Raw genomic sequence first — 13,834 nt, 5'->3', positions numbered from 1 at the left:
AGCTTAGGCGGGGCGCAGGGGAAATTCCAGCAGCCAACCGGCCTCGCGGCCGGCTGATTTTGCCTCTTTCGACCGGCTGCGTCCGCGGGATCAGCTTTGCTGGATCATCCGCAGCACATGGGTCCGGCCGCCCTTCTGATAGGTCAGCTGCCCCTCGCCGATGCCGGTGACCTGGCCGCCGTCGATCCGGTCGCCGATCTTCACCCGCAACATCCGCCCGTTCGCCAGCCGCACCAGCGCCCGCCGGTTCGACGAGGCGCCATAGACCCCGATCAGGTTGATCTCGCGCAGCGAGATCGCGCCCGAGATGGTGGCCTGCTTGGCGACCGAGGCGGTGGTCGGGATGTTCGGCGCCGCCGCAATGGGTTCGGGCTCGTCCATCTCTTCGGGTTCAACCGGCGCGGGCGCTACGGCCGCCTGCCGGGTTGGGGCGGCGGCAACGGGCGCGGGTTGCGGGGGCGGCGCCGCAGCGGCAATCACCGGCGCGGTGGTGGCGGCCATTGCCAGCGCCGCCTCCACCCCCCGCGAGAAGTCCTGCGGACGGCTGAGCGGCTTGCGAGAGCTGGCGACGGCGCTGGCGGTGGCGCTGGCAAGCGCTTCTTGCAGCGCAGCCTGTTCGGCGGCACGCGCCTCTTCGGCGCTGCGGGCTGCCGCGGCTGCGGCAACCGCGACGGTGCTGGCCGCGCGCGGCTTGAACGCGGCCAGCGCCGGATCGGCGACCAGCGGGGCGGGCAGCGACGCGCCATCTTCGGCGGCGGCGGGCGTGTCGGCCGGTGTCTCGGCGGCGGCCTCCGGCGCGACTGCGGCGGGCACCTCAAGCGAGGCGGGCCGGGGCAGCGGCTTCACACCCGCCAGCGCCGGATCGGGGACAGAGACCGCGGAGCCAGCTTCAGGCGCCGCTGCGCCCTCGGCGACGGCCTCCGCGACCGCCGCCTCGGCCGCTGCCGGGTCGGACTGCGCGGGCGGCACCGCTTCGGCTGCCGCCGCGGCCACGGCCGCGGGCCGCGCGGGCGGCACCAGCGTCGGCGCCCCGGCCACCACGGTCACGCCTTCGGGCGTCAGCGCGCCATCGGGCGTGGCGACGACAAGGCCGTCTTCGCCGAACTGGAAGCCGGTGCCATAAGGCAGCGGCGGCTGCGGCGGCGCGGGCAGCGGGTCGGCCGTCAGGGCGGTGGTGTCGAGCAGCGCCTCGGCACTGCGTTCGGTCACGGCAGGATCGGCGGGGCGGGGCGGCAGGCCCTCCGAGGCGTCGGGCACCGGGCCGCCAGCGGCATCGGCGGGCACCTCGGGTGCGGCGGTGGCGATATCGGCCGCGGCGAGCCCATTGGCCAGCTCACCCGCCGCGCCCACGCCGGCTGCGGCAATCGCGGCAGCAGCGGCGGCATCCGGCGCGGTGCTTCCGGGAACCGGTGCCTCTTGCGGCAACGTCTCTGGCGCGGCCGCCAGATCATCGGCCAGTTGCCCGGCGAGGCCGTCCTCCGGCTCGGTGGGGAGGTCCTCGGGCAGATCGACAGGCAGGTCGACAGGCAGGTCGGTCGGCAGGTCGGTCGGTGCCTCGGCCATCTCGTCGGCGGGCGCCTCCATCGCCTCGAACCCGCCATCGGCGGCGATCTCGGCCTCGGTCATCGCGTCGGCCTCGATGGCATCGACGGTGGGCACGTCCTCAAAATCTGGGGCCACGGCCAGCGACTCGACGGCAGCGGTCCGCGCCGGCGCGGCATCGGCAACCGGCTCCGAGGCCGGGGCCCCGGCGGTGGGCGTGTCCTCCAGCAGGCTCGACCACAGCGCGACCGCCAGCATCAGGAACACCAGCGCCGCCGTCAGCATCAGGCCCAGATAGCGGGGCTTGCCGCGCGCGGGCTTGCCGCGCCGGGCACCGAACACCGTCAGCGCCTCGGCCTCGGAACTGGTGCGGCTGCGCGGCGCGGCGGGGCCGGGGGCCGCCTCGACACGGCGGTTGGCGACACGGGCGTTCTTGGCGGCCTTGGCCATCTTGCCGGCGGCGATCACCGCCTTGCCAAGGCCCGAGGCGTGGGATTTCGCCCGCGTGGCAGGCTCGGTGCGGGCCTCGGCCCGCGGCTCTGCCGCAATCCCAAGCCGCGGCGAGATCACCGAACCGGAGTCGCCCGCCAGCTTGGCCGGGGTGGCTCGGCCGGTCTCGGGCGCCGCGGGGCCAAGGCGCAGACGCGGCCCGGGCATGGCGGGGGCAGGCGACAGCGTCGCCGCCGCGGCAAAGGGGGTGGGCACACCGTCGGCATCCAGCTCGGGCGGCAAGGGGGCAGGCGCGGGCATTGCCGCCTCTGCCTCATCCTCGACGGCAAGGAAGGGGGCTTCCTCGGCATCCTCGGCGCCGGGTTCCCCGGCGGTGGGGGCGAAGGCAGCATCCTCTGCCGCGCCATGAGCGGCCGCGTGTTCATCTTCAAGGCTGATGCCGGCACCGAAGGGTGCGGGCGCCCCGGCTGCGGAGGGCGCTGCGCCCATTTGCGCAGACGCTGCGGGCAGATCCTGTGCCTCGGCGGCCACGCCGGCCAAGGGCCGCTCCGGTTCGTCCTGCGCAGCGACGACCGGCGCGGCAAAGCCGAAGCTGGGCTGGCGCGCAAGGGCCGCCGCGGCCTCGGCCTCGGCCCGCTCGGCGGCCTCACGCTCGCGCCGTTCGGCGCGGGCCCGGCGGCGTTCCTCGCGCGGGTCTGTCGGTTCGGCGGGCGCGACCTCGGGGGCCGGTTCGGCCGCAGCAGCTGCGGGCGGGTCCACCGTCTCGGCCTCGGGCGCCTCGGCCTCGGGCGTCTCGGCCTCAGGTTCGGTCGCCGCCTCAACGATCGGCTCCATCCCTGCGTCGGCGGGCCCGGCCTCGACCGGAGCTTCTGCGGGCATGTCTTCGGCAAGGGGTTCGTCGGCCGCCAGCGGCTCCGCGTCTGCGGCCTCCACGCCGGTCTCTTCAGGCTCAAGGTTCGCCGCGGGCTCGACCTCTGCATCAGGTGCGACTGCGTCAGGCGCGATGTCAGCCTCGGCGCCGCCCGGCAGAACAGCCGCGGCTGCGACGTCAGCCTCGCTGACAGGCGCCTGCGCGACCGTCTCGGCGCTTGTCTCTTCGATCACGGGATCAACTGCGGCAACTATCTCGCTGTCGTCCGTCGCGGGCGCTGCGGCATCGGAAACCGCCTGCTCTGCGGCGGGGGCTTCAGCCGGGGCCGCCTCCTCCACCATCCTCTCGGCCACGCTGGTCGCTGCAAGGCGCGCCAGATCGGCATCCCCGGCAATGCGCACCGGGTCCTGGTCGCGCACCAGCCGCTCGCCCTCGGGGATATAGCTGCGGGCCTTGGCGGTCTGGCCGAAGAACGGCTCGCCGGCAAACGTGCCATCCTCGGGCATCGCCACGAAGGAGACCGGATTGAAGCGATGCTCCTGTGCGAAGGCCTCTGCCTCCTCCAGCGTCTCGCGCGCGACCACGGCCACATTCACCCGCCCGCCGGTGCCCGACCAGTCGAACACCAGATCCTCGGCGGCATAGGGGGTGCGCCCCTCCAGTGCGCGGGCGATCTGCCGGCGGCGGTTGGCGGCATCGGGGCCGGGCGCCTCGACCGCCGTATAGAGGATCTGCGAGGCGGGCAGGATCAGCTTGGTGGTGAAGCCCTGCGGCGCAAGGCCAAGCGCGGTCTTGCGCAGATAGCCAAGCGCCGCCGGCACATCGGGATCGTCCAGCGCCACGGCCCCGACCAGCAGCCAGCCGCGGGATGTGCGGTGCAGCAGGCTGATACCGTCGGGCGAAAGGTTCAGGGCAAAAGCTGGTTTCATTCCATGGCTCTGGCTGGGGGCGAGGCCCGGGAAAGGCGGTGCCGCAGGCGTCCCCTGTCCTACAGCAGGTTTTCGCACATGTGAAGGAAAACACCCCCGGCGCGGCTTGCGATGCGCAGCAACACGCCCAATGTGATGCCAGTCAAACCGGAGGACAGAATGCGCATTTTCAACGTGGTTGCGATGGTCGCGGCGCTTGGCGCGGGGGCCGGTGCCCCGGCGCTGGCACAGGCGGATGAGGGTCACATCACCGTGACCGGCAATGGCAGCGCCGAGGCGGTGCCGGACATGGCCTCCGTCAGCCTGGGCGTGGTGACCGAGGCGGCAACGGCGGCCGAGGCGATGGCGGCAAACTCTGCCGCGCTGGCCGAGGTGATGGCCACCCTGACCGGCGCCGGGATCGAGGCACGGGATATCCAGACCAGCGGCCTGAGCCTGAACCCGGCCTATGAGGACAACTACCAGGGCGGCCCCGAGGGCCCGAAGGTCCGCGGCTTCATCGCGCAGAACAACGTGACCGTCCGGGTGCGGGCGCTGGACAGCCTGGGCGGGGTCCTCGACGCTGCCGTGGGGCAGGGCGCGAACAACCTCCATGGCCTGACCTTCGGCCTGCAGGAGCCGGAGCCGAAGATGGACGACGCCCGCCGCGACGCCATCGCCGATGCCCGCCGCAAGGCCGAGCTTTACGCGCTTGCTGCTGGCGTGACGCTTGGCGAGGTGGTCTCGATCTCGGAGCAGGTCGACTACGGCGTGCCGATGCCCGAGATGCGGGCCGCGAGCTTTGCCAAGGATTCCGGCGTGCCGGTGGCCGAGGGCGAGCTGAGCCTCAACGCCTCCGTCACCGTGGTCTATGAGCTCGACGACACAGACGACTGACCGCAGGCGGCCCGCCTTCCATCCGGAGGGCGGGCCGAATCTCTCAGGCCGTCGCGGCCGTCAGCGCCTGGTCCAGATCGGCGATCAGGTCTTCGACAGTCTCGATGCCGATCGACAGCCGCACCACATTGGGCGCCGCGCCCGCCGCCTGCTGCTGTTCCGGCGTCAGCTGCCGGTGGGTGGTGGAGGCGGAATGGATGACCAGGCTGCGCGTGTCGCCGAGGTTCGCCACATGGCTGAACAGCTGCAGCGCATCGACCAGCTTCACGCAAGCCTCGTACCCGCCCTTCACCGCAAAGGTGAACAGCGCCCCGGCCCCCTTCGGGCAGATCTTTTCCACCCGCGCATTCCACGGCGAGGAGGAAAGGCCTGCATAGGTGACGTAGTCCACCCGCGGGTCCTTCTCCAGCCACTCGGCCACCACCTTGGCATTGGCGACGTGCTTCTCCATCCGCAGGCTCAGCGTCTCGATCCCCATCAGCGTGTAATGCGCCGCCTGCGGGTTCATGGTCATGCCCAGATCGCGGAGGCCAATGGCGATGGAGTGGAAGGTGAAGGCCATCCCGCCAAGCGCCTCGTGGAACTTCAGCCCGTGATAGGCAGGCTCGGGCGCCGACAGCGACGGGAACTTGCCCGAGGCCGACCAGTCGAAGGTGCCCGCATCGACGATCGCGCCGCCGGTGACGGTGCCATTGCCGGTCAGGTATTTCGTGGTCGAATGCACCACCAGCGTCGCGCCATGCTCGATGGGGCGGCACAGGTAGGGGCTGGCAAGGGTGTTGTCGACGATCAGCGGGATGCCCGCCTTGCCCGCAATCGCCGCAATCGCCGGCAGGTCGGTGACATAGCCGCCGGGGTTGGAGATCGATTCGCAGAACACCGCGCGGGTGTCATCGTCGATGGCGGCGGCCACCGCCGCCTCGTCATCGAAATCGACGAAGCGCGCCGACCAGCCGAAGCGTTTGAAGGTCTGGCTGAACTGGGTGATCGTGCCGCCGTAAAGGCGAGTGGAGGCGACGATGTTCAGCCCCGGCCCCATCAGCGGGAACAGCGCCATGATCTGCGCCGCGTGTCCGGACGAGCAGCACACCGCCCCGACCCCGCCCTCCAGCGCCGCGATCCGGTTCGCCAGCGCCGACACGGTCGGGTTGGTCAGGCGCGAGTAGATGTAACCCACCTCCTGCAGCCCGAACAGCCGGGCGGCGTGATCCGCATCGCGGAACACATAGGCGGTGGTCTGGTAGATCGGCACCTGCCGCGCGCCGGTGGCCGGATCGGGCGCGGTGCCCGCGTGAACCTGAAGTGTGTCGAAGCCCTGGGTCATGCCGTCTCTCCTCCCGTGATCCGCGCCGCGGACCGTTCCGGGCGGGAGGCTAGGGGAAGCCGCGGCGGCGCGCAACGGCGGGGGAGGAGCGGACAGAGGGCAGTGCCTGTCCGCCGGGTGGGCGAGCGACCTCGGTTCTAGGCACTTTATGGTTCAACATACCCCCCAGAATTTCTAGGGGCTGACGTCGCAAAGCGCCCGCCCGAGGGGGCGGACGGGCGCTGCCCGGCGGCGCCAAGGCGCCTTGATTCCGGGCAAGAAGCGGGGCTCACACCTCCGGCACGCCCTCCAGCGGCGAGGCGCGGCCGAACAGCCGCGGGATCTCCATCTTGGGGCAGCGATCCTCGACCACCGCCAGCCCGGCGGCGCGGGCGGTCTCGGCGGCGCCTTCATGGGCAATGCCAAGCTGCATCCAGATCGTGCGCAGATGCGGCAGCGCGGCCATCGCCTCCTCCACCACGCCCGGCACGGCATCGGCCTTGCGGAAGATGTCCACCATGTCCACCTCGATCTCGGGCGGAATATCGGCCAGCCGCGCCACCACCGTCTCGCCCAGGAAGCTCTTGCCGGCCTGCCCAGGATTGACCGGGATCACCCGGTAGCCTTGTGCGCGCAGGTACTCGGCGACGTAATGCGAGGGGCGCGACGGGTCGGGCGAGAAGCCCACCACCGCGATCACCTTGGTGGATTGCAGGGTGTCGCGCAGGAACGTGTCGGTCGTTGTCATGTTGGCTCCGGCTGATTGCCCGCCAAGAAAAAAGCGCCCGGACGAAAAAGCCCGGGCGCCAGTGGCGGAACGAGGGACAGTGAAGAGAAACACGACAGTTCCGGTGTCGCCTTCCAAGATTAGATGTAGGAGGGGAAATGTGACGTTAAAGACACGCTCGCGGAGTCGTGATCTTTTCCAGCTTGCGCCCCGGTTGCGTCCGCGGGCGCAGGGCGCCGTCAGCGCTCGCGCAGCTTCTTCCACGCCGCATCGGCCTGCGCGATCAGCCCCGGGTCCTGCGTGATCCGGGCCATCGCCTCGCGGCTTTTGGCCAGGTAGAGCTTGCCCTCGCGGATCACGAACAGGTCGGGATTGCCGGGGCGCGGGTCGCCCGCGATCACCGATTCCGGGCAATGCCCGCCATAGCGCGGCGCATAGGCCGAGGGGTTCATCTCGAAGGCGGACAGGTTGTTGCCGGTCGCAAAGAACCACACCGCCCCCCGCCATTTCAGCGCGTGATCGGCAGAGCCGGCCACGGCGCGGCCATCGGCGAAATAAGCTACCGCATCGCGCCCCGCCAGCGCCACGCCCGAGGCTGAGGCGATCTTGCGCTGGTCTGCGAGCGCCGGGCCAGCGGCACCGGCGCCCAGCAAGGCCACCAGCAACAGCACGGCAGGGTGCAGGGCACGGCGAGGCGCGAGGCGGGGACGCGGCAGCATGACAGGGTTTCCGTTCAGGCGTTCAGGGGCAGGCGTTCAGGGGCAATCGGACAGATTCGGCACTGGCAATCGGCAACACCGGCAGAGCCGCGCTGTGCCGGACAGCCCAGAGAATGCCAGCCTGCCCGGGCCGGGGAAAGCCCACGAAAGCACACCTTAGCGTGTGGCCGCCGCGTAAAGCGCAATCGCCGCGGCATTGGACACGTTCAGCGACCCAAAGCCGCCCGTATAGGGGATCTGCGCCAGCCGGTCGCAGGTGGTCCGGGTCTTCTCGCGCAGCCCCGGCCCCTCGGCTCCCAGCACGAGGCCCACCGGGCGGGTGCCGACCTCTGCCAGCGCCTCTGCCAGCGTCACATCGGCCTCGGCCGCGAGCCCGATCAGGACATAGCCCGCCGCCTGCAACTCCTGCATCGCATCGGCCAGGTTGACGACGCGCAGATAGGGCTGACGCTCCAGCGCGCCGCTGGCGGTCTTGGCCAGTGCGCCGGTTTCCGGCGCGGCATGGCGGGCAGGGGCGATCACCGCCCGCGCGCCGAACACCTCGGCCGACCGCAGCACCGCGCCGACGTTATGCGGATCGGTCACCTGATCGAGCAGTACCACCAGCGGGTTGCCGGGCCCGTCGATGCAGACCTCGGACACCGGGCCCCAGCGCAGCGGCTTCACCTCCAGTGCGGCGCCCTGGTGTACGCTGTCGGGCTGCAGCGGCACCTCGACATCGAACTTGCGGGCATCGACGATCTCGGGCTCGATCCCGGCGGCGGTCACCGCCTCGGCCAGCTTGTCATAGGCGTTCTTGGTCAGCACCAGCCGGATGCGTTCCCGCTCCGGATTGGACAGCGCATCGCGCACCGCGTGCAGGCCGAACAGCCACACGGTTTCCGCCGCGGCCGCCCGGCGGGCGCGTTCCTTGTCAATCACCCAGGTGGGTTTCTTCATGGCGCAAGCCCCGTTCCTATAGGCGTTCCTATCGGCGTTCCGACAGCAGCGGACAATGGCCCGTGCAGCCGCCGCTGGCAAGGCCGAGGCGGGCAGGGCCCCGGGAATCCGCGCGAAAATGCTGCTTGACGCCCCCCGGGCCGTTCGGTATCCCCCCGCCAGCGTCGGGCGACGTGCTGCAAGGTGCGGCAGCGGACTGTAACTCCGCCGGGGAGACCCACGCCTGGTTCGATTCCAGGGTCGCCCACCATTTCCCCGGTTCCGACGCATCCCAGCACGCCAAGGCATCGGTCAAGAAACCCGCGTGACGGGCCCGTGACTGCCTTCCCGTCGCCGCCATCTTCTGCCTATACTGCACTGCAGCAGCGCCTCCGCTGCGCGAGTTCAGTTGGCAACCGGGACCCCAGGCAATGGCCGCACGCAAGCCCAAACCGCGCGCCTTCAACGTTCTGGCTGTGGTCCAGCAGGGGCGGCTGGAATATGAATCCGTGGTGCTGGCCGCCAGTTTCCGCGCGCAGAACGCCGATTTCGCCGGCCGCCTGATCCTGGCAGAGCCGCAGCCGGGGCCGCGCTGGAAATCCGATCCCCGCATCTCCGAGCCGGTGCGCAAGCTGTTGATTTCGCTGGGGGCAGAGATCGTCCCCTTCGAGAACCAACAGTTCGGCCAAAGCTATCCCTATGGCAACAAGATCGAGGCTCTGGCGGCTCTGCCTGCGGATGTGCCCTTCGTGTTTTTCGATACCGACACCATCTTCACCGGGCCGCTGGCCGAGGTGGAATTCGATTTCGACCGCCCCTCGGCCTCGATGCGGCGCGAGGGGACCTGGCCCGAGGTGCCGCTGTATGGCCCGGGCTATGGCGAGATCTGGAAGTCGCTCTATGACCGGTTCGGGCTGGACTACGCCAGCTCGCTGGACCTGAGCCAGCCCGACGAATACTGGGCTCGGTATCTGTATTTCAACGCGGGCTGGTTCTTCTACAAGGATCCGGCGGTGTTCGGGCAGCGGTTCCTTGAGTATGCGGTGGCGATCCGGAATGAGCCGACCGACGCGCTGGCCTCGCAATCGCTGGACCCCTGGCTCGACCAGGTGGCGTTGCCGCTGGTGATCCACGGGCTTGGCGGCGGACGCCCGGGGCCGGGGCTGGCCGGGCTGGATGGCGATGTGACCTGCCATTACCGAACCTTTCCCATGCTTTACGCGCGGGAAACCGACCGTGTGGTCGAGGTGCTGGAACAGGTGACGGCGCCGAATGCGGTGAAGAAGGTGCTGAAGGACTGGGAGCCGATCAAGAAGATCGTCTACCAGGGCAAGGGCGCGAAGGTCCGGGCGATGTTCGACCGCGAGGATTTGCCGCGGCGCGAGGCGATGATCCGCAACCGGATCAAGGCCGAGGGGCTGTGGTTCCGCTGAGGGCGGAAACTTGTGAATTATCAGGGCGTTGTGGATGTTTCTTCACGTGGGAAACTGCGACGGCTTCCGTGAGGAAGATAAGAATTTTTGTTTATTAAGAAAGCTCTACGAGCCGTTCTTCACAAGCGCCCGGCCTTTTCGGCAATCCCCGAAACCCCCTCGCGCCGCTCCAGCTCCGCCATCACCTCCGCCAGCGTCACGTCGCGGGCGGCGAGCATGACCAGCAGGTGGTAGAGCACGTCGGCGGCCTCGGCGGTCAGCTTGGCACGGTCGCCCTTCACCGCCTCGATGATCGCCTCCACCGCTTCCTCGCCGAACTTCTCGGCGCATTTTTCCGGGCCTTTATTCAAGAGCTTGGCGGTCCAGGAGCTGTCCGGGTCCGCGCCCTTGCGGGCCTCGATGGTGGCGGCGAGGCGGGTGAGGGCGGTCATGACAGCCTCATCGGGATGCCGGCGGCGGCCATGTGGGCCTTGGCCTCGCGGATGGTGAAATCGCCGAAATGGAAGATCGAGGCGGCGAGGACGGCGGAGGCGTGGCCCTGGGTGACGCCCTCCACCAGGTGATCCAGCGTGCCGACGCCGCCGGAGGCGATGACGGGGATGGAAACTGCATCGGCGATGGCGCGGGTGAGGGGGAGGTTGAAGCCGGCGCGGGTGCCGTCGCGGTCCATGCTGGTCAGCAGGATTTCCCCGGCGCCCTTGGCGGCGACGGTTTGGGCGAACTCTACCGCATTGATTCCGGTGGGTTTTCTACCCCCGTGGGTGAAGATTTCCCATTGCCCGGGGGCGACGGTCTTGGCGTCGATGGCGACGACGATGCATTGGCTGCCGAAATGGTCGGCGGAGCGGGCGACGACGTCGGGATCGGCCACGGCGGCGGAGTTGAAGCTGACCTTGTCGGCGCCCGCCAGCAGCAGGGCGCGCACGTCTTGCGGCGTGCGCACGCCGCCGCCGACGGTCAGCGGCATGAAGCACTGCTCGGCGGTGCGGGTGACAAGGTCATACATTGTCCCGCGATTCTCGTGGGTTGCGTGGATGTCGAGGAAGCACAGCTCATCCGCGCCGGCGGCGTCATAGGCTTTCGCCGCCTCCACCGGGTCGCCGGCGTCGCGCAGGTCCACGAAGTTCACGCCCTTGACCACACGGCCATCGGCGACGTCAAGGCAGGGGATGATGCGGGTTTTCAGCATGGCGCGGCTCCGGGGCTTGCCTGTTCATAGGAGGCCGGGCGGGGCGATGCAAATGGCATGTGGAAAGCGTATGGAAGCTATACAGATGTCATACATACGAATTGCCGTATCGCCGAAGACGGGGGGCGCTGCCCCCCGGCGGCCGTTGGCCGCTCCCCCCGGGATATTTTTGCCAGCAAGAATGGGAGGGGGGAGTGGCTTTTCAGGCGCGGAGTTCGGCGAGGGCCTGGGGCAGGTCGATGGCGCCGTCATAGAGGGCGCGGCCGGAGATGGCGCCGTTGAGCGGGGCACCGCAGTCGCGCAGGGCGATGAGGTCGGCGAGCGAGGAGACCCCGCCCGAGGCGATGACCGGGATATGCACCGCATGGGCGAGGGCCGCCGTGGCGTCGATGTTCGGGCCGCCCATGGCGCCGTCGCGGTCGATATCGGTGTAGATGATCGCGGCGACGCCGGCATCCTCGAAGCTGCGGGCAAGGTCTGTCACGGTCACGTCGGTTTCCTCGGCCCAACCTTTGGTGGCGACGCGCCCGCCGCGGGCGTCGATGCCGACGGCGATCTTGCCGGGGAAGGCGGTGGCCGCCTCGCGCACCAGCGCCGGGTTTTCCACCGCCACGGTGCCGAGGATCACCCGGGACAGGCCCTTGGTCAGCCAGGCCTCGATCGTCGCCATGTCGCGGATGCCGCCGCCGAGCTGGCAGGGAACTGACACACGGGCCAGGATCGCCTCGACCGCGGCGGCGTTGACCGGCTGGCCGGCGAAGGCGCCGTTGAGGTCCACGAGGTGCAGCCATTCGCAGCCTGCCGCCTCGAAGGCGGCGGCCTGGGCGGCGGGATCGTCGGAAAAGACCGTGGCCTTGTCCATCTCGCCCTTCAGCAACCGGACGCATTGACCGTCTTTGAGGTCGATGGCGGGATAGAGGATCATGGCCGTTTCCTTTGGACGGGGTCGTTGCGCGCCTCTTGCCACAGGCGGGGGGTGATTGCAAAGCGCGGCGGCGGGCCGGACGCGAAGGGGCGGCGGAAAGCCACCGGGGCTGCGGAACGCTACGTCATGCTTGCCGGAACCGGGCCGCGGGGATGATGATCGCGGCAAGGATGAGGACATCCGCGTTTCAGGGAGGAGACGTCATGAGAATTCTGGCCATTGCCGCGGCCTTTGCGTTGGGCGCCACCGCGGCCCTTGCCGATCCGGTCGAGGGGGTCTGGCAGACCGAGGTGGATGACGGCGCCTATGCGCATGTCGCCATCGCGCCCTGCGGGGCGAAGCTGTGCGGGACCATTGCGCGCACCTTCAATGCGGGCGGCGAATATGCCTCGCCCAATGTCGGCAAGCCGATTGTCTGGGACATGGTCGCCAAGGGCGACGGCGCCTATGGCGATGGCAAGATCTGGCAGCCGTCGACCGACAAGGTCTACCGCTCGAAGATGGCGCTGTCGGGCAATACGCTGAAGGTGTCGGGCTGCGTCGGGCCGATCTGCAAGGGCCAGACCTGGAGCCGGGCGAACTGATTTGGCGGAGAGCCGCGCCTGCGCGCGGGGTCAGTCCGGGATCAGGTCTGTATAGACGAAGCCGTCGCGGTGGACGGTTTCGCCAAGGGTAACCGGGATCGGGGCCGAGAACATCGGCCCCGCCACCACGGCGGTGTGGAACTCGCCGCGCTCGCCGCAGGGATCGACGGTGGCGGGCAGGTCGGCCAGCAGGCTTGCGTCGAAGCGGCGCCCGGCAAAGCTGGCATCCAGATGCCGCGGGTCGACGGTGACGAGGCGGGCGTCGATGCCGGCGGCGATCATGTCACGGGCGAGGCTGTGGGTCGGGCGGCCCCAGAGCGGGAAGATCGCCTCGACGCCGAGGGGGCGGAGTTTCTCCTCGCGATAGGCGCGCACGTCTTCGAGGAACAGGTCGCCGAAGACCATGTGGCGGACGCCGAGGGCGGCGACCTGATCCATCGCGGCGGCCATGCGGGATTCGTACTCTTCATTCGAGCAGGGCCAGGGCAGCGGCACCTCGATCAGCGGCAGGCCGAGGGCGTCCGCCTGCCGGGCCAGCAGGGCGGCGCGGGTGCCGTGCATGGCGACGCGGTCGAAGGCCTCGTTGGTGGTGGTCAGCACGGCGACGACATCGGCGAGGCCGAGGCGGCGGGCCTCCAGCAGCGCGAAGGCGCAGTCCTTGCCGGAGGACCAGCTGAGGACCGCCTTGGGCGCGGTCATGGCCGCCAGCCGAGGAAGTTGGCGATCAGCCGCAGGCCGGTGGCCTGGCTCTTCTCGGGGTGGAACTGGGTGCCGACGATATTGGCGCGCCCGACGATGGCGGTGATGGGGCCGGCATAGTCGACATGGGCCAAGAGGTCCGCGGGACCCGCCGTGCGGAAGTGGTAGGAGTGGACGAAATAGGCGTGATCGCCGGTTTCGATGCCTGCCAGCACCGGGTGGGGGGTGTCGATGACCAGGTCGTTCCAGCCCATATGCGGCACCTTCAGCGCCGGATCGGCGGGGGCGATGCGCACGACGTCTCCGTCGATCCAGCCGAAGCCGCTGGTGTCCTGGTATTCGCGGCCCGTGGTCGCCAGCATCTGCATGCCGACGCAGATGCCGAGGAAGGGGCGGGCGCGCTGCGTCACTGCCTCATGGATGGCCTCGAAGAGCCCGGTATGGTCGGTCAGCGCCTGGCGGCAGGCCGGGAAGGCGCCGTCGCCGGGCAGGACGATGCGGTCGGCCTTGGCAACCAAGTCGGGGTCGGAGGTGACGATGACGCGGCCGCCGCCGGTTTCCGCCGCCATGCGCTGGAAGGCTTTTTCGGCGGAGTGCAGGTTGCCGGAGTCGTAATCGACGAGGACGGTCAGATTTTGGGGGGCGAGCATGGTGGCTCCTTGTTCGGGC

The 13,834-nt window shown here is 69.8% G+C and carries 13 protein-coding genes and 1 tRNA gene; 4 read left to right on the top strand and 10 right to left on the bottom strand.

Going from position 1 to position 13,834, the window contains the following annotated elements; all coding sequences use genetic code 11:
* Positions 1-90 precede the first annotated feature (90 nt).
* The gene (locus tag GVY41_RS12720) at positions 91-3,792 is read right to left on the bottom strand and encodes a ribonuclease E domain-containing protein (protein ID WP_161346703.1); all 3,702 of its coding nucleotides are present in this window, start codon (positions 3,790-3,792) and stop codon (positions 91-93) included.
* Positions 3,793-3,951: 159 nt separating this feature from the next.
* Here GVY41_RS12720 and GVY41_RS12715 point away from each other — a divergent pair, with 159 nt between their 5' ends.
* Positions 3,952-4,668, top strand: coding sequence for an SIMPL domain-containing protein (locus GVY41_RS12715; RefSeq protein WP_229726053.1), 717 nt, complete (start codon positions 3,952-3,954; stop codon positions 4,666-4,668).
* 43 nt (positions 4,669-4,711) lie between these two features.
* On the opposite strand, the gene GVY41_RS12710 is transcribed toward GVY41_RS12715, so the two are convergent.
* The 4 genes from GVY41_RS12710 to rlmB form a co-directional block, all read right to left on the bottom strand.
* Entirely contained in the window at positions 4,712-5,992 is a 1,281-nt protein-coding gene (locus tag GVY41_RS12710) for an O-acetylhomoserine aminocarboxypropyltransferase/cysteine synthase family protein (RefSeq protein ID WP_161346705.1), read from the bottom strand.
* Between the two features lie 268 nt (positions 5,993-6,260).
* Positions 6,261-6,719, bottom strand: a complete 459-nt coding sequence (locus tag GVY41_RS12705) for a CoA-binding protein (RefSeq protein WP_161346707.1) — start codon at positions 6,717-6,719, stop codon at positions 6,261-6,263.
* A gap of 218 nt (positions 6,720-6,937) precedes the next feature.
* Positions 6,938-7,417 (bottom strand): YHS domain-containing (seleno)protein, encoded by a 480-nt coding sequence (locus tag GVY41_RS12700; protein ID WP_161346709.1) that lies wholly within the window; start codon positions 7,415-7,417, stop codon positions 6,938-6,940.
* 156 nt (positions 7,418-7,573) lie between these two features.
* Entirely contained in the window at positions 7,574-8,356 is a 783-nt protein-coding gene (gene rlmB / locus GVY41_RS12695) for a 23S rRNA (guanosine(2251)-2'-O)-methyltransferase RlmB (protein WP_161346711.1), read from the bottom strand.
* 166 nt (positions 8,357-8,522) lie between these two features.
* On the opposite strand from rlmB, the gene GVY41_RS12690 reads away from it, so the two are divergent.
* Positions 8,523-8,606, top strand: a tRNA-Tyr gene (locus tag GVY41_RS12690).
* A gap of 160 nt (positions 8,607-8,766) precedes the next feature.
* The gene (locus GVY41_RS12685) at positions 8,767-9,768 is read left to right on the top strand and encodes a hypothetical protein (protein WP_161346713.1); all 1,002 of its coding nucleotides are present in this window, start codon (positions 8,767-8,769) and stop codon (positions 9,766-9,768) included.
* Between the two features lie 119 nt (positions 9,769-9,887).
* Here the strand turns inward: GVY41_RS12685 and GVY41_RS12680 are convergent, their stop codons facing one another.
* From GVY41_RS12680 to hisA, 3 genes are all read right to left on the bottom strand, one after another.
* Positions 9,888-10,199 (bottom strand): phosphoribosyl-ATP diphosphatase, encoded by a 312-nt coding sequence (locus GVY41_RS12680; RefSeq protein WP_161346715.1) that lies wholly within the window; start codon positions 10,197-10,199, stop codon positions 9,888-9,890.
* The gene (gene hisF, locus GVY41_RS12675; RefSeq protein WP_161346717.1) at positions 10,196-10,957 is read right to left on the bottom strand and encodes an imidazole glycerol phosphate synthase subunit HisF; all 762 of its coding nucleotides are present in this window, start codon (positions 10,955-10,957) and stop codon (positions 10,196-10,198) included. The genes GVY41_RS12680 and hisF overlap by 4 nt, the downstream gene beginning before the upstream one ends.
* A gap of 202 nt (positions 10,958-11,159) precedes the next feature.
* On the bottom strand, positions 11,160-11,882 hold the full coding sequence (hisA, locus tag GVY41_RS12670) for a 1-(5-phosphoribosyl)-5-[(5-phosphoribosylamino)methylideneamino]imidazole-4-carboxamide isomerase (protein WP_161346719.1): 723 nt from the start codon (positions 11,880-11,882) through the stop codon (positions 11,160-11,162).
* Positions 11,883-12,085: 203 nt separating this feature from the next.
* Between hisA and GVY41_RS12665 the strand changes: the two genes are divergently transcribed.
* Entirely contained in the window at positions 12,086-12,466 is a 381-nt protein-coding gene (locus tag GVY41_RS12665) for a DUF2147 domain-containing protein (RefSeq protein ID WP_161346721.1), read from the top strand.
* Between the two features lie 30 nt (positions 12,467-12,496).
* On the opposite strand, the gene GVY41_RS12660 is transcribed toward GVY41_RS12665, so the two are convergent.
* On the bottom strand, positions 12,497-13,165 hold the full coding sequence (locus tag GVY41_RS12660) for an adenine nucleotide alpha hydrolase (RefSeq protein WP_161346723.1): 669 nt from the start codon (positions 13,163-13,165) through the stop codon (positions 12,497-12,499).
* The gene (hisH, locus tag GVY41_RS12655) at positions 13,162-13,815 is read right to left on the bottom strand and encodes an imidazole glycerol phosphate synthase subunit HisH (protein ID WP_161346724.1); all 654 of its coding nucleotides are present in this window, start codon (positions 13,813-13,815) and stop codon (positions 13,162-13,164) included. The genes GVY41_RS12660 and hisH overlap by 4 nt, the downstream gene beginning before the upstream one ends.
* Between the last annotated feature and the right edge of the window lie 19 nt (positions 13,816-13,834).

Origin of the sequence: Frigidibacter albus, from assembly GCF_009908165.1 — a bacterium.
Taxonomy (GTDB): domain Bacteria; phylum Pseudomonadota; class Alphaproteobacteria; order Rhodobacterales; family Rhodobacteraceae; genus Frigidibacter; species Frigidibacter albus.
This window is presented reverse-complemented; position numbering and strand designations above follow the sequence as displayed.